Source organism: Sphingomonas adhaesiva (assembly GCF_036946125.1).
Taxonomy (GTDB): domain Bacteria; phylum Pseudomonadota; class Alphaproteobacteria; order Sphingomonadales; family Sphingomonadaceae; genus Sphingomonas; species Sphingomonas adhaesiva_A.
The window spans coordinates 2234511-2259611 of sequence record NZ_JAQIJT010000002.1; the positions used below are offsets into that span (position 1 = coordinate 2234511).

Genomic DNA, 25101 nt, shown 5'->3' on the forward strand with positions numbered 1-25101 from the left:
CCCACTTGCACGCGCTTATCGTCGCGGCCGGCTACGGCAGCCGGCTGCGAGCGGTCTCGCCGTCGAAGCCGCTCACCCCGGTTCACGGCGTGCCCCTGATCGAGCGCGTGATCCGCGCGGCGCACGACGGCGGGGCCACCGCCTTCACCGTCGTCACCGGGCATGAGGCCGAAGCGCTGGAGCGGCACCTCGCGCTCGCCGCACGGCAGCTGTCGTTGCCGATCCGGTGCGTGCGCACCGGCGACTGGTCGCTTCCCAACGGCCATTCGGTCCTGAGCGGCGCGGCCGCGATCGGCGCGCAGCGTCACCTGCTGCTGATGTCCGACCATCTGGTCGACCCGGCGCTCATCGCCACCGTCGTCCGCGCCGCGCCCGCCCCGCTGGTGCTCGGCGTCGACCGCCGCCTCGACAATCCGCTGGTCGATCTGGACGATGTCACCCGCGTGCGCACCGCGGGCGACCGGATCGTCGCGATCGGCAAGCACCTGCCCGACTATGATTGCTACGACACCGGCGTCTTCGCGGTCGACGCGCGCTTCCACGCCGCCTTGCAGGCGTCGGTCGATGCCGGCGGCGCGGGGTCGATCTCCGCCGGGGTCGAGGCGCTGGCCGCCGATGGCGGTGCGCGGGTCGCCGATACCGGCGATCATTGGTGGCTGGATGTCGACGACCCCCGCGCCCTCGACCAGGCCGAGGAAGCGCTCGCCGCGCACGACCGCTACGCCCGCGCCGCCTGACCTCGCGTCGCGTCGTTGCCCGGCGTCAGGGCAACACTGTCTGCAAAGGTCCCGCGAAGGCTCGGACCCGGCGGGATGCCCTGCCGCCACCGTGTCAGCCGGTCGCTGGCCGCCCCCGCCCGCGGCAAGAAAATGTAACCTGGGTGAAGCGGAACGAGCGCCCGGCCATCGTCATTTCCTGCCGCGTGTGTTCACCGCTGCAGGGATTTGCCCGATGACCGACACCCCTCGCCGATCGACGCGCCGCATCAACGGCCTGCCCGCGCTCATCGCGATCGCGCTGCTGATCGTCGCCGCGCTGTTCGTTACCTTCACCCGCGAGGACGCCCGCCTCAAGCCCGCCACCGGCGCAGCGCAGGCCATGGCGCTGGCGGCGGAAGAAGGCCTCCGCCCCGCGCCCAGCCCCAAGAGCTGAACCCCACTCCAGTGTCGGCGGGACGTTTGTGAAAATGCCAACTGTGCTCCTGCGCAGGCAGGAGCCCAGGGTTGCTCGTCCCCTAAGGCGTTATTCTGCCGGACCCTGCGCTCCTGCCTGCGCAGGAGCACCGTGTCGCCTTTTGCGAAGGTTTCGCCTCCGCCAGGGTCACGGTGAGAAGGCCGGGCGGTGACATCCCGCCTCCAGTGGCCCGGTGCCCGCGTCCGCCCCGGCAGGCTTCCGCGTGCCGCCGGCGCCAGTGTATCACCCCCGCTTGCCCTCCCCCGCCCCGCCGCCTACCCCGCTTCTCGAACCCTTGGAGAGAGAGGCCAACCATGCGCGAAGCCGCGATCGTATCCACCGCCCGTACCGCCATCGGCCGCGCCTATCGCGGCGCGTTCAACGCGACCGAGGCGCCGGTGCTCGCCGGCCACGTCATGAACGCCGCGGTGGAGCGCGCCGGGATCGATGCGGCGCGGATCGACGACGTCTTCTGGGGTATCGGCAACCAATGGGGCACGCAGGGCGGCAATGCGGGACGCATGGCGATCTTCGCCGGTCAGCTGCCCCAGTCGGTGCCCGCCTTCACGCTCGATCGCAAGTGCGGCTCGGGCCTCACCGCCGTCGCGCTCGCGGCACGCTCGATCATCGCGGGCGACATCGACGTCGCGCTGGCGGGCGGGATGGAATCGATCAGCTTCACCGTGACGAAGGACGCCCCGCGCTACGTCAACAAGAGCGTCACCGCCCACGTCCCCGCCGCCTATATCCCGATGATCGAGACCGCGGAGATCGTCGCCGACCGCTACGGCATCTCGCGTGAGGCGCAGGACGAATATGGCGCGCAGAGCCAGCAGCGCGCCGCCGCCGGGCTCGCGAACGGTGCCTTCGCCGAGGAAATCGTACCGATCACCGTCGAGAAGGCGCTGCTCGACAAGCAGGGCAACCAGACCGGCACCGAGACGGTGACGATCGCGCAGGACGAGGGCATCCGCCCCGGCACCACGCTCGAGGCGCTGCGCGGGCTCAAGACCGTGTGGGGCGGCGGCGAGTTCAGCGGCCCCGGCAGCCACATCACCGCCGGCAACGCCAGCCAGCTGTCGGACGGCGCCGCCGCGCAGATCGTGATGGACCGCGCCACCGCGCAGGCCGAGGGCAAGGAGATCCTGGGCGTCTATCGCGGCTTTCAGGCGGCGGGCTGCGCGCCCGACGAAATGGGCATCGGCCCGGTCTTCGCCATCCCCAAGCTGCTGGAGCGCGCCGGCCTCTCGGTCGCCGACATCGGGCTGTGGGAGCTGAACGAGGCGTTCGCCTCGCAATGCCTCTATTGCCGCGACCATCTGGGCATCGATCCGGACAAGTATAACGTCAACGGCGGCGCGATCGCGGTCGGCCACCCGTTCGGCATGACCGGCTCGCGGCTCGTCGGCCATGCGCTGATCGAGGGGCGAAAGCGCGGCGTGCGCTATGTCGTCGTCTCGATGTGCACCGCCGGCGGGATGGGCGCCGCCGGGCTGTTCGAGATCGTCTGAGGATCGCAGGCGCGCGGCGGTGCGTTGGGGCGGCATGACCGACCACGATATCGAGCACCGCCGCCGCCCCGCCTTCGACAGGAACGAGGGCAAGTTCGGACAGGGCTATTCGCTGGAGGAGGAGCGCAAGCTCGGCGCGCGGATGCCCGCGGGCAGCGTCGCGCCCGTGCCCTCGCGCGTCACCGACGACGATCCCGTCATGCCGCCCGACAACGGCAGGCGCGCCTCCTTCGACCCCGTCACCGGCGAGGTTCGCGGCAGCGGCGCCGGTGCCGGCGGCGGCAATCCCGGCGAGGATTTCGAGGCGGATCGCAGCGTCGGCGACGGGAAGCCGCTCACCGGACGGGATACCCGTCCCGACTGATCGACGGAACCGCGATCGGCACGGATGCGTAATGCTCGCAGATTAGGCGAGGTAAAACATCATGTTGTGGACGATTGCGGCGATCCTGCTGATCCTGTGGCTGCTCGGCTTCGGCTTCCACGTCGCGGGCGGGCTGATCCATATCCTGCTGGTGCTGGCGCTGATCGTCGGGCTGGTCCAGCTGTTCACCGGCCGCAGGGTATAGCGGACTGACCATCCCGGCGAAGGCGGGGCCTTTGCAGAACGGGTGCAACGGCACCGAGCCCACACCGTGCTGCTGCGCAGGCAGGAGCACGGTGTAGCCTTTTGCAAAGGTCCCGCGAAGGCCGGGATCCAGTTGCGCAGGCGTTGCGATCCACGCGAACCGGCGCCTCACTGGCCCCCGCCCCCGCCCCGGTCGTCGTAAGAGCGTCGCAGCTACCCCGCGACCCGCACCCATAGCGCGGTCGCGTCGTCGCTGGCCTTGAACCGCGGAAAGCGCACGCACGCCGCGTCCGCCGCCTCGATCGCGCGCAGTTCCACCGCCAGCGCCGCCAGCCCGCGCGCCTCGACCGCGGCGAACAACCCCGCCGCGTCATAGGCGCCATAGGCATCGACCAGCGCCGAAAAGCCGTCGCTCATCAGCAGCAGCGCGTCCCCCGCCGCCACCGCGACGCTGGCAAACGATGTCACCGCGCGCGATTCCGCGGCCTTCACCCCCATGACCCGCCGCCCGACGCGTTCGCGCGCGCGTCGCCGGTCCGCGAGCACCGCCGGACTGCGTATCGTCTGCCCGGCGCCCAGCGCCGCGGCATCCGCGCTCTCGCGCGCGCGGTCCGGCACCGGCGTCACCCACGACACCCGCTCGCCCGCGCGGTGCAGCAGCGCGCAGTCCGCCGCCCACGCCGCCTCCAGGGCGCCATCGGCCAGCTGCACCGCGACGAACGCCGCGCTCGGCAGCTCCCACGCCGCCACCGGCTCCCGCCGCCGCTCGGCCAGGAACCGCGCCTCGACATCCGCGAACACGCAAGCGCAGGCATCCGCCAGCGTCCCCGACCGCGTCGCCCCGAACGCAACATCGGCCACCGCCGCCAGCCAGGCCGCCCCGCCCTGATCGCCCAGCAGTCCCGGCGGCCCCAGATCGGTCGCGCCGTCGATGACCCAGGCGCGCGCGGCCGTCGCCCCCGCGCGGTCGTCATTGGGGGTGGCGGGGTCGCCGCACAGGCTCAGCGACTGGATCAGGTCGAGGTGCATCGCCGCACCCCTACCCGCCTCAGTCGGCGAACAACAGCACCGGCGTCTCCAGCAGCTTCTTGAGCGCCTGGACGTAGCTCGCCGCATCCCAGCCGTCGACGACGCGGTGGTCGCAGCTGATCGACAGGTTCATCAGCTTCGCGCGGACGATGTCGTCGCCCCCCCGAGCATTTTTGGCAAACACGGGTCGCTCGACGATCTTGTTCGGCCCGATGATCGCCACCTCCGGCCGGTTGATGACCGGCGTCGTCGCGACGCCGCCCAGCGGCCCCAGCGAGGTGACGGTGATCGTCCCCCCGCCCAGCTCCTGCGGCGTCAGCCTGTTCGCGCGCGCCGCATCCGCCAGCCGCGCGATCTCGGTCGCCAGCTGCCACACGTTGCGGTCCTGCGCGTCGCGGATGACCGGCACGGTCAGCCCGGCATCGGTCTGCGTCGCCATGCCCAGATGCACCCGCCCCGACCGCGTCACCACGCCCGCCTCGTCGTCGTAGCGCGCGTTGAGCATCGGAAAGTCGGGCAGCGTCCGACAGATCGCGACGATCATCAGCGGCAGCATCGTCAGCTTCGGCCGCTGCCCCCGGTTCGCGTTCAGATCCGCGCGGACGCGTTCCAGCTCGGTCACGTCGATCTCGTCGACATAGGTGAAGTGCGGGATATGGCGCTTCGACGCGGCCATGTTCTCCGCGATGCGCCGCCGCATGCCGATGACGCGCACCTGCTCGTCCGCGTGCGCGGCGCTGGCATGCGGGGCGTTGTAGCCCTGCCCCGCGTTGTAGCGCAGATAGGCGTCGAGGTCGGCGTGGCGGATGCGGTCGCCCTCGGCGATGCGCACCTGCGCGAGGTCGACGCCCAGGTCCTTCGCCCGCGCCCGGACGGCGGGGGAGGCCAATACTCCCCTTCCTGCAAGGGAGGGGTCGGGGGTGGGTTCGATCTTCGAGGAACGGTCCTGAGACACATCGACCGGGGACGGGTCGCGCGCGAGGACGGGCTCCTCGGACCCATCACCCACCCCCGGCCCGTCCCTTGCAGGGAGGGGAGCCGCCGCTTCCTCCACGCCCGGATTCTCCGCCTCCAGCACCTCCGGCTCGGTAGCGGGTGCCTCACCCGCCCCCTCGACCTCGATCACCACCAGCGCCGCGCCGATCGACACCTGGTCGCCGACCTCGCCCGCCAGCTCCACCACGACGCCCGCGACCGGCGACTCCATCTCCACCGTCGCCTTGTCGGTCATCATGTCGGCGAGGCTCTGGTCCTCCTCGACCCGGTCGCCGACCTTGACGTGCCACGCCACGATCTCCGCCTCGGAAATGCCCTCGCCGATATCGGGCAGCTTGAAGGTGAAACGCGCCATCTGCCTTAGTCCTTCAGAATCTTCTTGAGCGCCTGCCCGATCCGCACCGGCCCCGGGAAATAGGCCCATTCCAGGCTGTGCGGATACGGCGTGTCGAACCCGGTGACGCGCTCCACCGGCGCCTCCAGGTGATAGAAGCACCGCTCCTGCACCAGCGCCGCCAGCTCCGCGCCGAACCCGCCGGTGCGCGTCGCCTCGTGGACGATCATGCAGCGCCCGGTCTTCTTCACGCTCTCCTCGATCGTCTCGATGTCCAGCGGCACCAGCGTGCGCAGGTCGATGATCTCCGCATCGACGCCCGTGTCGGCGACGACCTGCGCGCAGACATGCACCATCGTGCCATAGGCCAGCATCGTCACCGCCTCGCCGCGGCGCACCACGTTCGCCTTGCCCAGCGGGATCCGGTAATAGCCGGTCGGCACCTCGCCCGCGGGATGCTTCGACCAATTCTCCGCCGGGCGGTCCCAATGGCCGTTGAACGGGCCGTTGTAGATGCGCTTCGGCTCGAAGAAGATGACGGGATCGTTATCCTCGATCGCGGAGATCAGCAGCCCCTTGGCGTCATAGGGCGTCGACGGAATCACCGTCTTCAGGCCCGAGACATGGGTGAAGATCCCCTCCGGCGACTGCGAATGCGTCTGCCCGCCGAAGATGCCGCCGCCGAACGGCGAGCGCACCGTGATCGGCGAGATGAACTCCCCTGCGGAGCGATAGCGCAGCCGCGCCGCCTCGCTCACCAATTGGTCGAGCGCGGGGTAGATATAGTCGGCGAACTGAATCTCCGGCACCGGGCGCAGGCCGTACGCGCCCATCCCGATCGACACGCCGATGATCCCGATCTCGGTGATCGGCGTATCGAACACGCGCGTCTTGCCGTATTTCTTCTGCAGGCCCGCGGTCGCACGGAAGACACCGCCGAAATAGCCGACGTCCTCCCCCATCACGACGACGCCCGCGTCGCGCTCCATCATCACGCCCATGGCGGAGTTGATCGCCTGGATCATGTTCATGCGGGTGGTGGTATCGATTGTATCGGTCATGGTGTCACTCACAACCCCTCTCCCCTGGTGGGAGAGGGAGGGGCCCGCTCGACGCAGTCGAGTGGGAGGGTGAGGGGGAAGGCGGTCATGGGCTTATCCCGTCACCCCGGGCGTGACCCGGGTTCCCGCTTTATCGCGCGGGAAGTTGGAAGCGGGACCCCGGGTCGAGCCCGGGGTGACGAAGAAGGGTAAAGCGCTCACCACGCAACCTCCGTCATTCCCGCGAAAGCGGGAATCCATAACCTCTGACGTTTCGCCTCTAGCGAAGACCTGCGCGTCTGGATCCCCGCCTCCGCGGGGATGACGGCAGCGGCGGCGCTCACTTGCGCGCCCATGGCCGCCCGCTCGCTTCTTCCTCGGCCATCATCTGCGCCTGCTGCTCGCGCAGGTGCCACGGCATCTCCTCGAACACGCCGTCGAACAGCGTGTCGAGCGGCTGGTGCAGTCCGTGGCCCAGGATGCCGTTCTTCTCCGCCGCCTTCTGCGCCGCCTTCACCTCTTCGGCGATCTCGCGGTCCATCGCTTCCTGCCGCGCCTCGTCCCATTCGCCGACCGCGATCAGGTGATCCTTCAGCCGCCGGATCGGGTCGCCCAGCGGCCAGGCGGTCGGCTCGCCCGCGGAGCGATATTGCGTCGGGTCGTCCGAGGTCGAATGCCCCTCGGTGCGATACGTGAAATGCTCGATCAGCGTCGGCCCGGCATTGGTCCGCGCGCGCTCCGCGGCCCAGGCGGTCGCGGCATAGACCGCCAGCGCATCGTTGCCGTCCACCCTGAGCCCGGCGATGCCATAGCCGATCGCGCGTGCCGCGAACGTCGTCGCCTCCGCGCCCGCGAATCCGGAGAAGCTGCTGATCGCCCACTGGTTGTTGACCACGTTGAAGATCACCGGCGCACGATAGACCGTGGCGAAGGTCAGCGCGGAGTGGAAATCGCCCTCCGCGGTCGATCCCTCGCCGCACCAGGTCGCCGCGATCCGCGTATCGCCCTTCGACGCGCTGGCCATCGCCCAGCCGACCGCCTGCGGATATTGCGTCGTCAGGTTGCCGGAGATCGAGAAGAAGCCGAAGCGCTTCTCCGAATACATGATCGGCAGCTGCTTGCCCTGCAGCTTGTCGCCGGTGTTCGAATAGATCTGGTTCATCATGTCGACCAGCGGGCAGCCGCGCGCGATGAGCAGCCCCTGCTGGCGGTACGACGGGAAGCACATGTCCTCGTCGTCCAGCGCGTGCGCGGCGGAGACGGCGACCGCCTCCTCGCCCAGCGACTTCATGTAGAAGCTGGTCTTGCCCTGCCGCTGCGCGCGGAACATGCGCTCGTCGAACGCGCGCACCATCGCCATGTGGCGCAGCATCCGGCGCTTCTTGTCGGGCGACAGCTGCGGGTCCCATGGCCCGACCGCGCGACCGTCCTCGTCCAGTACGCGCACCATCGTATAGGCCAGATCGGTGAAATCATGCGGGTTGGCGGCGGTGTCGGGGCGACGCACGGAGCCCGCGGCGGGCACCTCCACCGCGGCGAAATCGACCGCGTCGCCGGGGCGGAACTTCGGCTCCGGCACGTGAAGCGACAGCGGCTTCAGGTTGCTCAAACGATCGGGGGCCTCGCCCACTGCTCTCTCCTTCGCGTACCACGGGGTCGCTTGCGGGCGAGTGTACGGCGCGCGTAATAATATTTCAACGCCTGCCGATCGCCCCGTCCGCGCAGCACAATGCCCGATCCGCGCGGCAAATCCGCAATTTTGTTGCGACGGCAGCCTGCGCCTCGTCACCCCGGCCCTGAGCCGGGGTCCCGCTTCTTCAACTTCCATCGTCACCCCGGGCTTGTCCCGGGGTCCAGGGTTCCGCGCTCCGAACGGCAGCGGGGTGCGTCGAACCCTGGATGCCGGGACAAGCCCGGCATGACGGGGGGCTACCAGAGACGACGCCCCCCAAAATCAACGGATTGACTCGACTCGCTCCAAGGGAACAAATTAGGAACGAACTTCCCCATCGCGAGTCGTATCATCCGTGTCCCAGTCGAGCGTCCTCCAGTCCCTGCGCGACACGCTCCGCGCGATCGAGGGCGACGGCCATCGCCGCCGCGCGACGCTGCCGTTCGGCACGCCCGCGGTCGACACGCGGCTGGCGGACGGCGGGCTGCGGCTGGATGCCTTGCACGAGGTCGCCGCCGCCACCGCCTCGATGGGCGACGATGCCTCGGCCACGCTGTTCCTCGCCGGGATCGCGGCGCGCGCCTGGGGCCCGGTGCTCTGGGTGGTGCGCCGCCGCGACCTCTTCGCGCCCGGGCTCTACCAGTCGGGCCTCTCCCCCGAGCGCGTCCTCTATGCCGAGGCGGCGGACGATGCGGAGGTGCTGGCATTGATGGAGGAAGGGCTGCGTCATCGCGCGCTGGGCGCGGTGATCGGCGAGACGCGCCGCGCCGCCATGGCCTCCACCCGCCGGCTGCAACTCGCGGCGGAGGGCGGGCGCACCATCGCGCTCCTGATGAAGCGTCACGCGCGCGAGGAGGCGGACCCGTTCGCGGTCCCCTCCGCCGCGGTCACGCGCTGGCGCGTCGCCTCCGCCCCGTCCGCACCGCTGCCCGTCGCCGGCATCGGCCGCGCGCGCTGGGATGTGCACTGCACCCGCCAGCGCGGCGGCGAACCCTTTCAACTGCTTGTGGAGGCCTGCGATGAAACGGGTCGCATCGCTCTACCTGCCCGACTGGTCGATCGACCGGCTGCGGCGGGCGGAACCCGCGCTCGCACCGCCGCCGCCTGAGCGCGTGGCGCTGGACGCCCTGGTGCCGGATTGGGCCGCGATCAAGGCGGCGAGCGATGCGGAACAGGGCGGCAAGAACTGCGACGCACCGCGCAACACCGGCTGGCGTCCCGGCGCCAGATGGGCGCGCGACATGGGGGGACGGGAGGAGGTGGCGCGCCAGATCGCCACGCTGCCCGCGCACCAGCGCCCGCCGATGCGCGAGATGGGGCGCCGCAGCGAGGCGGCGGACCATCCCTACAAGCGCCTGCCCGGCGACGACGGGGGGAAGGCGACCGGCTGGCCCAAGCCCGCCGCACTTCCTTGTTCCCCGGCGCAGGCCGGGGCCCGGTCGGGCGCGGTTTCCGCATCTTGCGAGCCGCGCGCAACGGGACCCCGGCCTGCGCCGGGGAACAGGAAGAATGGCTCCAACGACCCCGGCGCCGCGGTGAAGGAGGTCGCCGCCTTCTTCGACACCGCGCGCAGCACGGGCACCGTGTCGCGCGTCTGTCCGCCCACATCGGCGCATCCTTCGCCAACATCGGGCGACCCTGCGCCGCCGCTCGTAACCGTCCACAAGGTCGGCAGCCGGGTCGAGGTCGCCGCCGCCTCGCCGTCCGCGCTGGCGCTGGGCGTCGCCCCCGGCATGCCGCTGACGCAGGTCCGCGCCGCGGTCCCCGACGTGGTGGTCCGCGATGCCGATCCTGAGGGCGATGCGTGCGACCTTCGCAAACTTTCGATCGCGCTCGCCCGCCGCTGGACCCCGGTGGTGGCGGTCGCCGATGCGCAGACCCTGTTCCTCGACCTCACCGGCGTCAGCCACCTGCACGGCGGAGAGGAGGCGATGGCACGCCGCCTCGTCCGCCTGCTCGCCCGGCTCGGCTTCGCCGCGCGCGTCGGCATCGCCGATACCGCGGGCGCCGCCTGGGCCTGCGCGCATTTCGCCCCGTCCGCCATCACCTCGCTGCCCCCCGGCGATCCCCTTCCCGCGCTCGCCCCGCTGCCGGTCGCGGCGCTGCGGGTGGAGGAACACGCGCAGGAGCTGCTCCGCCGCCTGGGCGTGGAGACGGTCGGCCAGCTCGCCGCGCTCCCCCGCGCGCCGCTGGTGCGCCGCTTCGGCCGCACCCTCGCGCTTCGCCTCGACCAGGCGTCGGGGCGCGCGTCGGAGCCGCTCGACGCGATCGTCCCCCCGGTGGCGATCATGGTCGAGCAGCGTTTCGCCGAGCCGCTGCTCACCGCGGAGCCGATCGCGCACTGGATCGGGCAGCTCGTCAGCCGCCTCGCCGTCGATCTGGCGCGCGCCGGGCGCGGCGCCCGCGCGGTCGTGCTGGCCGCCACGCGTATCGACCGCGCGGTGCAGACGATCCGCATCGGCTTCGCCCGCCCCACCCGCGCGCCCGACCACATGCTGCGGCTGCTGGTGCGGCAGGTCGACCGCCTCGACCCCGGCTTCGGGATCGAGGCGCTGGCGCTCCACGTCCAGCGCGCCGACCCGCTGGGGGCGGAGGCGTTCGACGGCGATCTCGCCGATGGCGAGCGCCCCGATCTGGCGCCCCTGATCGACGCCATCGTGAACCGCATCGGGCAACGGCGGCTGTGGCGCATGGCCCCGGTCGAAAGCGACGTGCCCGAACGCGGCACGGCGCGCGCCGCCCCGCTCGACCCGCCCGCCGACACCGCCCCGCAGCTCGTGCGCGAGGACGTCCGACGCCTCGACACGCGCCCTCAGGCGCATCCCTGGCACCCGCGCTGGCCCCGCCCGGCGCGGCTGCTGCGCCGTCCGGAACCGCTCGACCATGTCATGGCCGAAATGCCCGATTATCCCCCCGCACGCTTCACCTGGCGCGGCATCACCCACCGCGTCGTGCGCGGCGACGGGCCGGAGCGGATCACCGGCGAATGGTGGCGCCGCCCGGGCGAGGCGAGCGCGGTACGCGACTATTTCCGCGTCGAGGACGAGGCGGGCGCGCGCTTCTGGCTCTTCCGCCGCGGCGACGGTCTGCGCGCCGAGACGGGCGACCTCAGCTGGTACATCCATGGCACCTTCGGCTGATCCCTCACACCCGCGCGTCGATCGCCTTCAGATGGCCGGCGGCGGCATATCCCAGAATCTTCTCGTCCGCCGTCATCAGCGGGCAATTCAGCGCACGCGCCGTGGCGATCATGATCCGATCGCAGGGGTCCCCGTGTATCCCCGCCTTCAGGCTGCCCGCGTCCGTCGCGATCAGAACGGATACAGGCACTTCGCGTGCATCAAGCGATCGCAGGCTTCGCCCGATCCATCGGTCCAGCGGAACGTCGGAGGTCAACCTTCCCTTCTCGGCCATCATCGCGACCTCCCACGCCACCATGGCCGAGACGCGGCAATCCGCGTCGCGAGCGATGATGTCGCGCGCCGACCGACCCAGCGTGGGGATATCGCCGACGGCCCACACGACGACATGGGTATCGAGCAGGATCACGCCCCGTCTCGTGCCGGGGCGACGAAGCCACGCTCATCCCACTTGCGTTCCCACTCGACCTCCCAATCGGGATCGACGGGACCGACGATGTCGCCGTGGATCATGAACGTCCCCTTCATCGCCCCGAACAACGGCTTCGCCACCGCCTCCTCCGCCGCCTTCGCACTCAATGTCAGCGATGGCTTGCCGCGCCGCGTGATCGTCAGCGGCTCACCGCTGCGCTCCATCTCGTCGAGGAGCGCGATGCACTTCGCCTTGAACTCGGTGATGCCGATCGTCTTGCCCATTTGCGCACCTCTCGAACCGACCAGTTCATATGGTCGGTTCGCGGCCCCCCGGCAATGACCTACAGCGAGCTTCAGGTCACCACGCACTTCTCGTTCCTGCGCGGCGCGTCCTCGCCGGAGGAGCTGGTCGTGACCGCGGCGGAAATGGGCATGCCCGCGATCGGCGTCACCGATCGCAACTCGGTCGCGGGCGTGGTGCGGATGCTCTACGCGCAGGAGCAGATCGCCGCCCAGCATCCCGACCCGCCCCGGCTCGTGCTCGGCTGCCGGCTCGACCTCGTCTCGGGCGCATCGCTGCTGGTCTGGCCGGAGGACCGCGCCGCCTGGTCGCGCCTCACCCGGCTGCTCACCCTCGGCAAATCGCGCGCCGATGCGCAGAGGGGCGAGAAGGGGCGCTGTTTCCTCCACTGGGACGATGTCGCGACCCATGCCCGGGGGCTGGTCGCCGCGCTCGTCCCCGATGTCGCCGGGGTCGCGGATACCGACCTGCGCTGGATGGCGGACCTGTTCCCGGATCGCGGCCACCTCTGCCTCACCCCCTGGCGCCGCCCCGGCGAGGCGCTGCGGCTGCACGGCACCGCGGACGCCGCGCGGCGCTACGGCCTCGCCCCGCTCGCCACCGGCGACGTCCTCTACCACCATCCCGACCGCCGCGCGCTCCAGGACGTGGTCACCGCGATCCGCGAGAAATGCACGATCGACGAGCTCGGCTATCGCCGCGAACGCCATGCCGACCGCCACCTGATGCCGCCCGACCAGATGGCGCGCCACTTCCGCCACCATCCCGACGCGCTCGCCGCGGTGGAGGCGGTGGTCGAGCGCTGCACCTTCTCGCTGCGCGAGCTGCGATACCAATATCCGGACGAGGAAGTGATGAGCGGCAAGACCGCGCAGGAGGCGCTGGCCGCGCTGGCGTGGAACGGGCTGCGCCACCGCTTCGGACCTGCCCCGCCAAAGGCCTATGTCGACCTGCTCGAGCATGAGCTTCGGCTCGTCGGGCGGATGGAGTACGCGCCCTATTTCCTGACCGTGAACTCGATCGTCCAATATGCCCGCAGCCAGGACATCCTGTGCCAGGGGCGCGGCAGCGCGGCCAATTCGGTCATCTGCTTCGCGCTCGGCATCACCTCGATCGACCCCGTCAAGCACCAGTTGCTGTTCGAGCGGTTCGTGTCCGAGGAACGCCGCGAGCCGCCCGACATCGACGTCGACTTCGAGCACGAACGGCGCGAGGAGGTGATCCAGTTCATCTACGACCATTACACCCGCGACCATGCCGCGCTGACCGCGGTGGTCAGCCGCTTCCGCACCCGCGGCGCGATCCGCGAGGTGGGCAAGGCGCTGGGCCTGCCCGAGGACATGACCGGCGCGCTCGCCTCGCAGGTATGGGGCTGGTCGAACGAGGGGGTGCCGACCGAGCATGTCGCCGCGCTCAACCTCGATGCCGGCGAACCGCGCCTCGCGCTGGCGCTGAATCTCGCCCGCGAGCTGATCGGGACGCCGCGCCACCTGTCGCAGCATCCCGGCGGCTTCGTCCTGACACGCGCGCCGCTCCACGACCTCGTGCCGATCGAGCCCGCCGCGATGCAGGACCGTCACGTCGTCGAATGGGAGAAGGTCGATATCGAGGAACTCGGCTTCATGAAGGTCGACATCCTCGGGCTGGGGATGCTGGGCTGCATGCGCCGCGCCTTCGACCTGCTCGCCGCGCACAAGAACGTGCACATGACGATGGCCAGCCCGATCATGCAGGAGGACGACCCCGCCACCTATGCGATGATCCAGCAGGCCGACACGCTGGGCGTGTTCCAGATCGAGAGCCGCGCGCAGATGAGCATGCTGCCGCGGATGAAGCCGAAGGAATTCTACGACATCGCGATCCAGGTCGCGATCGTGCGCCCCGGCCCGATCCAGGGCGACATGGTCCACCCCTATCTGAAGCGGCGCGAGGGCCGCGATCCGGTCGACTATCCCAGCCCGGATCTGGAACGCGTACTGAAGAAGACGCTCGGCATCCCGCTGTTCCAGGAACAGGCGATGCAGGTCGCGATCCTGGGCGCCGGGTTCACGCCGGGCGAGGCGGACGAGCTGCGCCGTGCGATGGCGACGTTCAAGCTGACCGGCGGCGTGGGCCGCTTCCATGAAAAGCTGGTCGCGGGGATGCGCGAGCGCGGCATCGATCCGCTCTTCGCCGAGCGCCTGGTCAAGCAGATCGAGGGGTTCGGCAGCTACGGCTTTCCCGAAAGCCACGCCGCGAGTTTCGCCAAGATCGCCTATGCCTCGTCATGGATGAAATGCCACCATCCCGACGTGTTCTGCGCCGCGCTGCTCAACGCGCAGCCGATGGGCTTCTATGCCCCCGCGCAGATCGTGCGTGACGCGCGCGAGCACGGCGTGGTGGTGCACCCCGTCTGCGTGCTGAAGAGCGAGTGGGACACCACCCTGCTCGACGGGCGCGGCATGCTGCCGCTGCGGCTGGGGCTGCGCATCGTCAACGGCCTGTCGGGGGCGGATGCCGGACGCATCCTGACCGCGCGCGCGCAGGCGCCGTTCGCAAGCGTGGAGGACGTCTGGCGCCGCTCGGGCGTGCCGCTCGCCACGCTGGAGAAGCTGGCGCGGGCGGACGCCTTCCACGCGCTCGGGCTCGACCGGCGGCAGGCGTTATGGGCGATCCGCGGGCTGGGCGAGACACCGCTGCCGCTCCTGGCCGGGATCGAGCGGCGCGAGGAGCCGGTGACGCTCGCACGGCTGACGCAGGGGCGCGAGGTGGTGGAGGATTACCGCGCCACGCAATTGTCGCTGCGCGCGCATCCGCTCACCTTCCTGCGCGGGACGCTGGACGAGCGGCGCGTGGTGCGATGCGCCGATCTGGGCGCGAAGGACGGCAAATGGGTGGAGGTCGCCGGCATCATCCTGGTCCGCCAGCGCCCCGGCAGCGCGAAGGGGGTGCTGTTCATCACGATCGAGGACGAGACCGGCGTCGCCAACGGCATCCTGTGGCCCGATCGCTTCGAGGCGCAACGTCGCACCGTGATGAGCGCGGCGATGGTCAGCCTGCGCGGGCAGGTGCAGAAGGAGGGCAGCGTCATCCACGTCATCGTCGAGCGCGTCACCGACCTGACGCCGATGCTGCGCCAGGTGGGGGACATCGACCTGCCACGGATGGTGTCACGCGGCGACGGCGCGACGCATCCGGGTGCGCCCGATCGCGGAGACAAGGGATACAAGGAAAAGGGGTGGAAGCCGCCGGTCCGCTCCGACTATCACTTCCGCGAGCGCGCCGAGGACGTGATCCCGATCAGGAGCCACGACTTTCATTGAGGCGCATCCCCCGCCCCCCCCACACGCACCGTCACCCCGGGCTTGTCCCGGGGGCCAGGGTTCCACGCACCTCAGGCTTGACGGTGTGCGAAACCCTGGATGCCGGGACGAGCCCGGCATGACGGTGAGTTAGCCAGCTTCCGGGTCCGAGCTCTCATCCGCCGCCACCCCCAGCCGCTGCTCGGTCAGGATCCGCCACCCGGTGATGAACAGCGCTCCCGCCAGCGGACCGACGACGATCCCGCTCAGCCCGATCAGGTCGATCCCGCCCAGCGTCGTCACCAGCACCAGCCAGTCGGGGATGCCGGTATCGCGCCCCACCAGGATCGGGCGCAGGATATTGTCCGCCAGCCCGATCACCAGCACGCCAGAGGCGATCACCACCGCCGCCTGCCAGATCGCGCCCGTCGCCAGCAGGTAGATCGCGACCGGGGTCCAGATGATCGCCGGCCCCACCGCGGGCAGCAACGCCGCGATCGCCATCAGCACGCCCCACAGCAGGAACGCCGGCAGCCCGACGATCGCGAAGGTCGCCGCGCCCAGCGCACCCTGTACCACCGCGACGACGCCCGATCCCTTGATCGTGGCGCGCACCACCGTCACGAACTTGTCCGCCAGCCGCTCCGCGATGCTGCGCTCCAGCGGCAGCGCGCGCACGATCGCGGGGCCGATCCGATCGCCGTCGCGCAGCAGGAAGAAGGCCACGTACAGCCCGACGCCGAACGCCAGCAGCCATGCCGCGGCATTGGCGCCGATCGAGAGCGCCTGGCGGGCGATCGTGCTCACGGAACTGCCGACCGCCTGGGACACCTTCGCCTGTACGCGCTCGAACGTGTTGAACCCGCTGCTGTCGAGCAACCGCTGGAGCCGTAGCGGCAGCGCGTCGTGCACCTGCTTGAAATAGCTGGCGACATCGACCTGTCCGCTGCGCAACTGCATGTAGAGCCCGCTCGCCTGGTCCACGACCAGGCTGGCGACGACCAGCGCCGGTATCACCACCGCGACGGTGAGGATGAGCAGGGTCAGCGCCGCGGCGAGGTTGCGCCGGTCCGGCCAGCGCGTCAGCAGGCGGCGATACAGCGGCTGGAACAGCAGGGCCGCCAGCGCCGCCCACAGCAACGCGCCCAGAAAGCTCGACACCACCAGCGTCAGGGCCACCGTGATCGCGACGACGAACAGGATCAGGCCGCCGTTTTCCAGGCGGTCGCGCGCGATGGTCATGCGGTCGTGGCTTCCCTGCGGTGGATCGTTGCGCTCCTGAACCATCCGCACCGCGAATGGCTCCGCGCATCAGCGCGCGTAACGCTCCTGCAACGCACGCGTGACGCCGTTGGTCCACCCGAAGCCGTCCTGCGTGGGATATTCGCCCCCGCCCCCGGCGCGGCTTTCCTCCACGTCGTACTTCTCGAGCAGCTTGCCCGAGGCACGATACTCGCGCTCGACCGTCGCCAGGAAGCGCACCGCGATCCGCTGCGCCAGATCGTCGCGCCCGTAGCGACGCAGCCCGTCGACCGCGATCCATTGCAGCGGAGCCCAGCCGTTGGGCCGGTCCCATTGCTGCCCCGTCGTCGCCATCGTGCTGCGCAGACCGTTCGCCGCCAGCAGATCGCGCTCGATCGTCGCCGCCACGCGCGCCCCGCGCCCGGGCGAGGCCATGCCGGTGAAGAGGGGATAGGCGGTCGCCGCGGTCACCCCGGCGCGCACGCGGCGCTCGCCCAGGTCGTAGTCGCCGTAGCGCGCCTCGTCGTCGCGCCACAGCCAGCGTTCGATCGCGGCGCGGCGAACCTCCGCCATGCGATCGTAGTCGCCCGCATCGCGGTGTCCCAGCGCGCGGCTGCGCTCCGCCAGCGCGCGCTCCATGCCGTACAGCAGGCTGTTGAGGTCGACCGGCACGATCCCGGTGGTACGGATCGTCGCCAGCGTGCGCCCGTCGGCCAGCCAGCGCGACGAGAAATCCCACCCGCTCTCCGCACCGGCGCGCAGGTCGTTGTACCTGGCGGGGTCGCCGCGCCCCGTCTCGACATCCTCGCGCCACGATTCGTCGCGCGGCGTCCGGCGCGCATCACCGTAGCGCTGGAGCACCGCGCCGTCGGGCATCGTCACCGACCGCTGCGTGATCCAGAAGCGATGCTCCGCCTTCAGCGCCGCCAGCCAGCGCGCCTGCGTCGCCGCGTCCGCATCGCGCACCAGCCCCATCATCAGATAGAGGAACGGCGGCTGCGACCGGCTGACGTAATAGGTGCGCGTGCCGTTGGGGACGTGGCCGTAGCGCGTGACCAGCGAGACGAAATTCTCGATCATGTCGCGCATCAGGTCGCCGCGGCCGTCCGCCTCCAGCCCCAGCATCGTGAAATAGCTGTCCCAGTAATACATCTCGCGGAAGCGCCCGCCGGGCACGACGTAGCGATGCGGCAGCGCCAGCGCGGACGATCCCGCCGGCGGATCGAGCGGCGGCCGCGTCAGCTGCGGCCACAGCGCCCGGATATGCTCCGCCAGCGGCGGTCGCGCCGCGCTCGCCGGCGTGGCGGGCGCCGCCGCGGGAACGTCGAAATTCGCCATCACGAACGCGGTGAGCGCCGCATCGTCGCGATAGTCGCCGCGGCGATAATCCGCCACGATCGCTGCCGCATCGCGCTTCGCCACCGCATCGACGAACGTCTTCCCGTCGGGAAAGATGCGCCGCATCTGCACCGCCTCGAACAACGGACCGTAGAGATCGGCCGGCGTCCGCACCTGCGCGGTGGGGGCCGGGGCCGACAGGCGCGCGGCGGGCGCCATGCAGCCGCCGACCAGCGCCAGCGATAGGGCGACCGCCGCGCGCTGCATCACGCGACCGTCTGCTCGATCGCGCCGAAGATGGTGTGGTGGCGATCGTCCTCGGCCCAGATGCGGACGGTATCGCCCTTCTTCAGGAAGGGGGTGGCCGCCGCACCCTCGCGGATCGTCTCGATGGTGCGCACCTCGGCGATACAGGCATAGCCCACGCCCCCCTGCGCGATCGGCTTGCCCGGGCCGCCGTCGGCATCGCGGTTGGACACCGTGCCCGATCCGACGATCGTCCCCGCCCCCAGCGCCCGCGTCTTCGCGGCATGGGCGACCAGCGTGCCGAAGTCGAAGGTCATGTCCTCGCCCGCCGCGACGCGGCCGAACGGCTGTCCGTTCAGATCGATCATCAGCGTGCGGTGCAGCTTGCCGTCCCGCCACCAGTCGCCGAGCGCCTCGGGCGTGACGAACACGGGGGAAAAGGCCGACGCCGGCTTCGACTGGAAGAAGCCGAACCCCTTCGCCAATTCGCCCGGGATCAGGTTGCGCAGCGAGACGTCGTTGGTCAGTCCGACCAGCCGGATCGCCGCCAGCGCCGCCTCCCGCGTGGCGCCCTGCGGCACGTCGCCGGTGACGACGACCACCTCGCCCTCCAGGTCGCAGCCCCAGCTCTCGTCCGCCAGCGGGATGTCGTCGCGCGGCCCCAGGAAGCCGTCCGACCCGCCCTGGTACATCAGCGGATCGTGCCAGAAGCTCTCCGGCATCTCCGCGCTCCGCGCCTGCCGCACCAGCGCGACATGGTTCACATAGGCCGAGCCGTCCGCCCATTGATAGGCGCGCGGCAGCGGCGCGGCGGCGTCATGCTCGTGGAAGCGCTCGCGCGGGATCGCCTCGTTGCGCAGGTCGGTCGCCAGCAATTCGAGCGACGGCGCGATGCGGTCCCAGTCGTCGAGCGCCGCCTGCAACGTCGCGCAGACGTGGGTCGCATCCGCATACCAGGCGAGATCGTCCGACACGACGACCAGCTTTCCATCGCGTCCGTGCTTCAGGCTGGCGAGCTTCATGCGCTTCTCTCCGTTGGAACGTATCTCCCGTGACTAGCGCCGCCGGGCGGCCGACGCCACCCACCGTACCGCCATAACAAAAGTTACTTGACCCCCCACCCCCGTCCCGCGACAATCCCGGCGACAGAATATCCGGAGAGCTTGCCCGATGTCGCTCGATACCCTGCCCGGTCGCTTCGCCTATACCGACGACCACGAGGCCTTCCGCCAGACCGTCCGCAGCTTCCTGGCGAAGGAAGGCGTGCCGCATGTCGATCAGTGGGAGAAGGACCGGCTGGTGCCCAAGGCCTTCTGGCAGAAGGCGGGCGAGATCGGGATGCTGTGCCCCACCGTGCCGGAGGAGTTCGGCGGCCTGGGCCTCGACTTCGGCTACAACGCCATCGTCGACGAGGAGATGGCCTATGCCGGCGTTCCCGCCGGCTTCTCGCTCCAGTCGGACATCGTCGCCGGCTATATGGAGCATTATGGCTCCGACGAGCAGAAGAAGGAATGGCTGCCCAGGATGGTGTCGGGCGACGTCATCACCGCGATCGCCATGACCGAGCCGGGCACCGGCAGCGACCTCCAGTCGATCCGCACCACCGCGAAGAAGGACGGCAACCACTACGTCATCAACGGGTCGAAGACGTATATCACCAACGGCCAGAACACCGACCTGACGCTGGTCGTCGCGAAGACCGATCCCGATGCGCAGCCGGCGTGGAAGGGGATGTCGATCATCCTCGTCGAAAGCGACCGCGAGGGGTTCAGCAAGGGGCGCAAGCTCGACAAGATCGGGCAGGATGCCGCCGACACCTCCGAGCTGTTCTTCGAGGACGTGCGCGTGCCGATCACCAACTGCCTGGGCGAGGAGGGCATGGGCTTCGTCTATCTGATGAGCCAGCTGCCGCAGGAGCGCCTGTCGATCGCGGTGTCGGTACAGGCCTCGTCGCAGAAGGCGTTCGACGAGACGGTCGCCTTCACCAAGGACCGCAAGGCCTTCAAGGGCCATGTGTTCGATTTCCAGAACACCAAGTTCGTTCTCGCGGACCTCAAGGCGAAGCTGCAGGTCGGCTGGGCGCATCTCGACTGGGCGATCAAGCGCCATCTGGCGGGCGAGCTGACCAACGAGGAAGGCGCCGCGGCGAAGCTGTGGCACACCGACCTGCAATGGGAAGTGATGGACAAGTGCCTCCAGCTGCACGGCGGGGCGGGCTATATGAACGAATATCCGATCGCGCGGGCATGGCGCGGCGCGCGCGTCAGCCGCATCTACGGCGGCACCAACGAAATCATGAAGGAAGTGATCTCGCGCAAGCTGTGACACGCCCGGCCGGGATGCCGCGGCGTCCCGGCAGCGACTGTCATCGCCCCGTCATCTGCGGGAAAGCCGGCATTTACGATCCCCGCGTAGAGCACGTCCCGCAAGAAAGGACGTCGCCTCGTGGGTCGCGGTGGTACAGCCGGCGAACGGATCGGACATGACATGGTGTCGGCCGGGTGGATCACCGGCCGACACCATTTGCGGATCGACGCGACGCTCCGCGACGCGGTGGAAATGCTGCGCGCCGCCCCCACGCTGCGCTCCATGGCGCTGATCGACGCCGACGACCGACCGCTCGGCGTGCTGCTGGAGCGCGACGTGCGCGACTGCTGTTCAGCCCGTTCGGTCACGCGCTGCTCTGCAACCGCAGCCTGCCGATGGGCGTCGAAACCGGACTGTCCGGCTTCCTGTAGGCGCTGCGCACCGCCTGACGGATCGCATCGCCGGCTGCGGCGTAGGACGGGCGTACCACCTGCGAGGAGCCGCCGTGACACCCGCTTCCCCCGATCGTCCCGCGCTGGAGCGCGCCGCCGTGGCGCTGGGCTTTGCGGGCCTGTTGCCGCAGATGGCCGCGGTCGCGCTGCTGCTCGGCGACGTGCCGATCGCGACCGCGGCAGCGTTCGGTTACGCGCTGCTGATCCTCAGCTTCCTGGGCGGGATCTGGTGGGGGTTCGCGATGCACCGACGGGGCGACGCGACGCAGGGGCGGCTCGCGCTGCTGGCGGTCGTGCCCAATCTCGTCGCCTTCGCCATCCTGCTCGCCGCGACCGTGACGGGGCACGTCGAATGGGGACTGGTCGCGACCGGCAGCGCGATCCTGCTAACGCTGCCGGTCGACCGGATGCTGGTCCGCCGCGGCGACGCGCCCGCCGACTGGATGCGGCTGCGCGTGCCGCTGTCGGTCGGCCTGGGTGCGCTCACCATCCTGGCGGGCGCGCTGTCGGCCTAACGCGCGCTGGACGCCCCGGCGCGCTAGTCATCTGAATCCGAAGTTCAGCTCATGGATACCGTCATCCCAGGCTTGACCCGGGCTCCCGCTTTTCTTCGGCTAGCTTGAGAGAGAAGCGGGACCCCGGGCCAAGCCCGGGGTGACGGTAAGGAACCGAACCTCTGTTCCACCAGACTAGCGCGCGTTGGATGCGTTATATTCGCGGATCTTCTGCTTGCCGAGCTGGCTCATGTGCACCTCGTCCGGCCCGTCGGCGATCCGGACGAAGCGATTGATCGTGAAGAATTCGGCGATCGGCGTATCGTCGCTCACCCCCATGCCGCCGTGGCTCTGGATCGCACGGTCGCATACGTTCTGCGCCATCTGCGGCGCGACGACCTTGATCGCGGCGATCAGGTCCTTGGCGTCCTTGTTCCCCACCTTGTCCATGCGATCGGCGGCCTTCAGCGTCAGCAGCCGGGCCATCTCGACCTCGCAGAAGCCCCTGGCCACGTCCTGCCGGATCGAGGATTGATCCGACAGCTTTCTGCCGAAGGCGACGCGATTCTCGACCCGGCGCGCCATGATCTCCAGCGCGCGCTGCGCCTGCCCGATCGAGCGCATGCAATGGTGGATGCGCCCCGGCCCGAGACGCCCCTGGGCGATCTCGAACCCGCGCCCCTCACCCAGGATCAGATTGCCCCTGGGTACGCGCACGTCCTCGAACCGCAGTTCGCACTCGCCACCCGGCGAATTGAGGCTGCCGAACACGCGCTGGTGCTTCACCACGGTGATGCCGGGCGTGTCCTTGGGCACGATGATCGTCGAGTGCTGCGCGTGGCGCGGGGCGTCGAAGTCGGTCTTGCCCATCACCAGCAGCAGCGTGGTCGCGGGGTGCATGAAGTTGGAAATCCACCATTTGCGCCCGTTGATGACGTAATCGTCGCCGTCCGCGACGATCGACATCTCCAGGTTTGTCGCGTCGGAGGAGGCCACCTGCGGCTCGGTCATGACATAGGCGGAGCGGATACGCCCCGCCAGCAACGGCTTCAGCCACCGCTCCTGCTGCTCGGGGCTGCCGTATTTCGCCAGCACCTCCATGTTGCCGGTATCGGGCGCGGAGCAGTTGAAGATCTCGCTTGACCACGGCACGCGGCCCATGATCTCGGCCAGCGGCGCATATTCCAGGTTGGTGAGCCCCGGCGACCAGTGACCGTATTCGTGCGGCAGGAACAGGTTCCACAGCCCCGCCTCGCGCGCCTTCTCCTTCAGCGCCTCCAGCCCCGGCCACTCCTTCCAGAGGTTGGCGGGGTCGATGACGAATTCGTGCCGCTCGCGTTCGACCGGATAGACGTGCTCCTCCATGAAGGTGTCGAGCCGGGCGATCAGGTCGCGTGTTCGTTCGCTACAGTCGAAGTCCATGGCGGGTTCCTTTCGATCAGACGATCGGCTGGTCGATCCGGCGCAACGCGCGGTCGAACAGCGCAATGGTATGGCTGTGGAGCTGGTCGCCGATCGCCCTCGGCGTCAGCCCGGCGCAGGCACGGGCGTGGCTCCCCTCCAGGATGGCGCCCAGCTTGAACGGCGCCAGCACGCTGTACCAGCGCGCCTCCGCCGCGCTGCGCCCGGTCGCCGCCAGATAGCGGTCGACGATCTCCGCCAGCGTCGGGAAGCCGTCCCAGGGCGTGACCGCCACGCGGTGCTCCGTCTCCGCCGGGTCGCGCCACGTCGCGGTCAGCCAGCCGAGATCGAGCAGCGGATCGCCGCGCGTCGCCAGTTCCCAGTCGACCACCGCCGCCAGCTCCGGCGCGTCCGGTGCGAACATCACGTTGGCGAGGTGGAAGTCGCCGTGGATCAACCCCGGCCGGATCGTCGCCGGCCGGTTGGCCTCCAGCCACGAACAGATCGCATCCACGTCGGGCAGCGCGGCCAGCCCGCTCCAGCCCTCGAACTTGGCATAGCCGTCGAGCTGCGCGCGCCAGCGCGGCACCTGGCGCTCGACCCAGCCGTCCAGCTTGCCCAGGTCCGACAGGCCAACCCGGTCGGGATCGATCCGCGACAAAGCGACGATGGCATCCACCATCGCCTCCCCCATCCGCCGCCGCACCGCCGGGTCGCCGGCGTGATAGGGCGGCAGCCCCTGCGTCGGGTTGAACCCCGCGACCGGCTCCATCAGGTAGAAGGCGGTGCCGAGCGCCGCGGGATCGCCTTCTCCCGCGATGAAGCCGGGGTGCGGCACGTCGGAGCCGGCCAGCGCGGCCAGCACCTTCATCTCGCGCCGCATCACCTCGTCGCTTTCCGGGCGGGGCCGGCGCGGAGGGCGGCGCAGGACATGGACGCGACCGGCGCGGCGGAAACGCAACAGGATGTTCTGCGTGCCCCCGCCCAGCGTTTCGGGCTCCTCGATCGCGGCGCCGGTGCCCAGCCCGCGCGAATCCATCCAGCGCGCCAGCCGCTCCAGATCGATCAGTTCCGCCCACGCCTCGCGGTCGTGGGCCATCTCCGCGCTGCTCATGTCCGATATCTCTCCACCGTGCGAAATTGCGGTGTCGCCGGCGCGCCGTCCAATATCCGATCTTTCGCCTGTCGATCCAACTTGCTTATGGACGATCGCGATGGATCTCGACGCCCGCCCCTATCGCGCGTTCATCGCGGTCGCCGACACCGGCTCGTTCAGCCGCGCGGCGGAGGTGCTGCACGTCAGCCAGCCCGCGCTGTCCGCGCAGATCAAGGAATTCGAGCGGCGGCTGGGCTTCGCGCTGTTCGCACGGTCGAGCCGCACCGTCGCTCTGACGCCGGAGGGGCGATTGTTCATCGACCGCGCGCGGCGACTGGTGACGGAAACCGACTGGGCCAACAATGCCGCGCGCGAGATACGGCTCAACCAGCTGCGCATCGGCGCCGCGCACTTCACCGGCGACATCGCGGAGCGCAATGCGGTCATCGATTCGTTCCGGCATGACGAACCCGACGTTCCGCTGCGGGTGCTGCGCCGCAGCCCGCCGCAATTGCACGACGATCTGGATCGTGGCGACATCGACGTGGCGCTGCTGCTCGACTTCGCGGAGGACGAACGCGGCGGCATCGACGCGCGGGGCGCGATCGGCTGGATCCTGGCCGAGCGCCCGCTGGCGCTGTGGATCCCCGTGACGCATCCGCTGGCGCACGCCGACGGGCCCGTCACGGCGGAGGCGCTGCGCGATATGCCCGTCGGGATGATCGATCGGTCGCACGGTGTCGGCGTAGCGGAAGGAGTCGGGCGGGTGCTGCTGCAATCGGGCGCCACGTTACGCTCCTTGCCGGAAGGGGACGCCCGCTCCGTGGCGCGACAATGCGCGCAGTTGGGCTGGTGCGCGATCGATCTCGGCTGGTTCGGCGACAGCGGCGGCGGCGCCATGCAGTCGCACAAGGTGGAGGGATGGACCGCCGTGACCCGCCTGATCGCGCTCGCGCGCCCCGGCGACCGGCGCGACGGCGCCCGCCGCTTCATCGACCGTCTGGGCCCCGCCACCGGGCACGGCTGATCGCCGGACCGGATATGGTGGATACCGATGGTAACCAAC

The 25101-nt window shown here is 70.1% G+C and carries 22 protein-coding genes; 11 read left to right on the top strand and 11 right to left on the bottom strand.

Features of this window, described 5'->3' with window-relative positions; translation table 11 throughout:
• Nucleotides 1-5: 5 nt before the first annotated feature.
• From PGN23_RS16850 to PGN23_RS16870, 5 genes are all read left to right on the top strand, one after another.
• Nucleotides 6-737: a phosphocholine cytidylyltransferase family protein gene (locus PGN23_RS16850; protein ID WP_335304218.1), complete on the top strand. Its 732-nt coding sequence runs from the start codon at nucleotides 6-8 to the stop codon at nucleotides 735-737.
• A gap of 214 nt (nucleotides 738-951) precedes the next feature.
• Complete coding sequence (locus PGN23_RS16855; protein ID WP_335304219.1) at nucleotides 952-1152, top strand: hypothetical protein; 201 nt, start codon at nucleotides 952-954, stop codon at nucleotides 1150-1152.
• Nucleotides 1153-1487: 335 nt separating this feature from the next.
• The gene (locus PGN23_RS16860; RefSeq protein ID WP_335304220.1) at nucleotides 1488-2684 is read left to right on the top strand and encodes an acetyl-CoA C-acyltransferase; all 1197 of its coding nucleotides are present in this window, start codon (nucleotides 1488-1490) and stop codon (nucleotides 2682-2684) included.
• A gap of 34 nt (nucleotides 2685-2718) precedes the next feature.
• Nucleotides 2719-3048, top strand: a complete 330-nt coding sequence (locus PGN23_RS16865; protein WP_335304221.1) for a hypothetical protein — start codon at nucleotides 2719-2721, stop codon at nucleotides 3046-3048.
• Between the two features lie 61 nt (nucleotides 3049-3109).
• Nucleotides 3110-3253 carry a lmo0937 family membrane protein gene (locus PGN23_RS16870; RefSeq protein WP_335304222.1) on the top strand — a complete coding sequence of 48 codons (144 nt, stop codon included), beginning with the start codon at nucleotides 3110-3112 and terminating at the stop codon, nucleotides 3251-3253.
• Between the two features lie 212 nt (nucleotides 3254-3465).
• Here the strand turns inward: PGN23_RS16870 and PGN23_RS16875 are convergent, their stop codons facing one another.
• The 4 genes from PGN23_RS16875 to PGN23_RS16890 all read right to left on the bottom strand — a co-directional run bounded on the left by PGN23_RS16875 (nucleotide 3466) and on the right by PGN23_RS16890 (nucleotide 8281).
• Nucleotides 3466-4281 carry a hypothetical protein gene (locus tag PGN23_RS16875; protein ID WP_335304223.1) on the bottom strand — a complete coding sequence of 272 codons (816 nt, stop codon included), beginning with the start codon at nucleotides 4279-4281 and terminating at the stop codon, nucleotides 3466-3468.
• Between the two features lie 19 nt (nucleotides 4282-4300).
• Nucleotides 4301-5632, bottom strand: coding sequence for a dihydrolipoamide acetyltransferase family protein (locus PGN23_RS16880; RefSeq protein ID WP_335304224.1), 1332 nt, complete (start codon nucleotides 5630-5632; stop codon nucleotides 4301-4303).
• Nucleotides 5633-5637: 5 nt separating this feature from the next.
• Nucleotides 5638-6642, bottom strand: a complete 1005-nt coding sequence (locus tag PGN23_RS16885) for an alpha-ketoacid dehydrogenase subunit beta (RefSeq protein ID WP_335304637.1) — start codon at nucleotides 6640-6642, stop codon at nucleotides 5638-5640.
• Nucleotides 6643-6991: 349 nt separating this feature from the next.
• Nucleotides 6992-8281: a 3-methyl-2-oxobutanoate dehydrogenase (2-methylpropanoyl-transferring) subunit alpha gene (locus PGN23_RS16890; RefSeq protein ID WP_335304225.1), complete on the bottom strand. Its 1290-nt coding sequence runs from the start codon at nucleotides 8279-8281 to the stop codon at nucleotides 6992-6994.
• Nucleotides 8282-8678: 397 nt separating this feature from the next.
• Between PGN23_RS16890 and PGN23_RS16895 the strand changes: the two genes are divergently transcribed.
• Together PGN23_RS16895 and PGN23_RS16900 are read left to right on the top strand one after the other, a co-directional pair.
• Entirely contained in the window at nucleotides 8679-9431 is a 753-nt protein-coding gene (locus tag PGN23_RS16895; protein ID WP_335304226.1) for an ImuA family protein, read from the top strand.
• Nucleotides 9343-11463 (top strand): DNA polymerase Y family protein, encoded by a 2121-nt coding sequence (locus PGN23_RS16900; protein WP_335304227.1) that lies wholly within the window; start codon nucleotides 9343-9345, stop codon nucleotides 11461-11463. Before PGN23_RS16895 ends, PGN23_RS16900 begins: the two co-directional genes overlap by 89 nt.
• Before the next feature lie 4 nt (nucleotides 11464-11467).
• Here the strand turns inward: PGN23_RS16900 and PGN23_RS16905 are convergent, their stop codons facing one another.
• Nucleotides 11468-11872, bottom strand: coding sequence for a type II toxin-antitoxin system VapC family toxin (locus PGN23_RS16905; RefSeq protein WP_335304228.1), 405 nt, complete (start codon nucleotides 11870-11872; stop codon nucleotides 11468-11470).
• Entirely contained in the window at nucleotides 11869-12159 is a 291-nt protein-coding gene (locus tag PGN23_RS16910) for a type II toxin-antitoxin system Phd/YefM family antitoxin (protein WP_335304229.1), read from the bottom strand. The genes PGN23_RS16905 and PGN23_RS16910 overlap by 4 nt, the downstream gene beginning before the upstream one ends.
• A gap of 54 nt (nucleotides 12160-12213) precedes the next feature.
• Between PGN23_RS16910 and PGN23_RS16915 the strand changes: the two genes are divergently transcribed.
• Nucleotides 12214-15480 (top strand): error-prone DNA polymerase, encoded by a 3267-nt coding sequence (locus tag PGN23_RS16915; RefSeq protein WP_335304230.1) that lies wholly within the window; start codon nucleotides 12214-12216, stop codon nucleotides 15478-15480.
• A gap of 129 nt (nucleotides 15481-15609) precedes the next feature.
• Here the strand turns inward: PGN23_RS16915 and PGN23_RS16920 are convergent, their stop codons facing one another.
• The 3 genes from PGN23_RS16920 to PGN23_RS16930 all read right to left on the bottom strand — a co-directional run bounded on the left by PGN23_RS16920 (nucleotide 15610) and on the right by PGN23_RS16930 (nucleotide 19307).
• The gene (locus PGN23_RS16920) at nucleotides 15610-16701 is read right to left on the bottom strand and encodes an AI-2E family transporter (protein ID WP_335304232.1); all 1092 of its coding nucleotides are present in this window, start codon (nucleotides 16699-16701) and stop codon (nucleotides 15610-15612) included.
• A 69-nt stretch (nucleotides 16702-16770) separates the two neighbouring features.
• Nucleotides 16771-18306 carry an alpha,alpha-trehalase TreF gene (treF, locus tag PGN23_RS16925; RefSeq protein WP_335304638.1) on the bottom strand — a complete coding sequence of 512 codons (1536 nt, stop codon included), beginning with the start codon at nucleotides 18304-18306 and terminating at the stop codon, nucleotides 16771-16773.
• Nucleotides 18306-19307, bottom strand: a complete 1002-nt coding sequence (locus PGN23_RS16930) for a fumarylacetoacetate hydrolase family protein (RefSeq protein WP_335304234.1) — start codon at nucleotides 19305-19307, stop codon at nucleotides 18306-18308. The genes treF and PGN23_RS16930 overlap by 1 nt, the downstream gene beginning before the upstream one ends.
• A 148-nt stretch (nucleotides 19308-19455) precedes the next feature.
• Between PGN23_RS16930 and PGN23_RS16935 the strand changes: the two genes are divergently transcribed.
• Together PGN23_RS16935 and PGN23_RS16940 are read left to right on the top strand one after the other, a co-directional pair.
• Nucleotides 19456-20610 carry an acyl-CoA dehydrogenase family protein gene (locus PGN23_RS16935; protein WP_335304235.1) on the top strand — a complete coding sequence of 385 codons (1155 nt, stop codon included), beginning with the start codon at nucleotides 19456-19458 and terminating at the stop codon, nucleotides 20608-20610.
• Between the two features lie 487 nt (nucleotides 20611-21097).
• Nucleotides 21098-21559 (top strand): DUF3429 domain-containing protein, encoded by a 462-nt coding sequence (locus tag PGN23_RS16940; protein WP_335304236.1) that lies wholly within the window; start codon nucleotides 21098-21100, stop codon nucleotides 21557-21559.
• 174 nt (nucleotides 21560-21733) lie between these two features.
• Here the strand turns inward: PGN23_RS16940 and PGN23_RS16945 are convergent, their stop codons facing one another.
• Nucleotides 21734-22960 carry an acyl-CoA dehydrogenase family protein gene (locus tag PGN23_RS16945; protein WP_335304237.1) on the bottom strand — a complete coding sequence of 409 codons (1227 nt, stop codon included), beginning with the start codon at nucleotides 22958-22960 and terminating at the stop codon, nucleotides 21734-21736.
• A 16-nt stretch (nucleotides 22961-22976) separates the two neighbouring features.
• Complete coding sequence (locus PGN23_RS16950) at nucleotides 22977-24053, bottom strand: phosphotransferase family protein (RefSeq protein WP_335304239.1); 1077 nt, start codon at nucleotides 24051-24053, stop codon at nucleotides 22977-22979.
• Between the two features lie 100 nt (nucleotides 24054-24153).
• Here PGN23_RS16950 and PGN23_RS16955 point away from each other — a divergent pair, with 100 nt between their 5' ends.
• Nucleotides 24154-25062 carry a LysR family transcriptional regulator gene (locus tag PGN23_RS16955; protein ID WP_335304240.1) on the top strand — a complete coding sequence of 303 codons (909 nt, stop codon included), beginning with the start codon at nucleotides 24154-24156 and terminating at the stop codon, nucleotides 25060-25062.
• The last annotated feature ends 39 nt before the right edge of the window (nucleotides 25063-25101 follow it).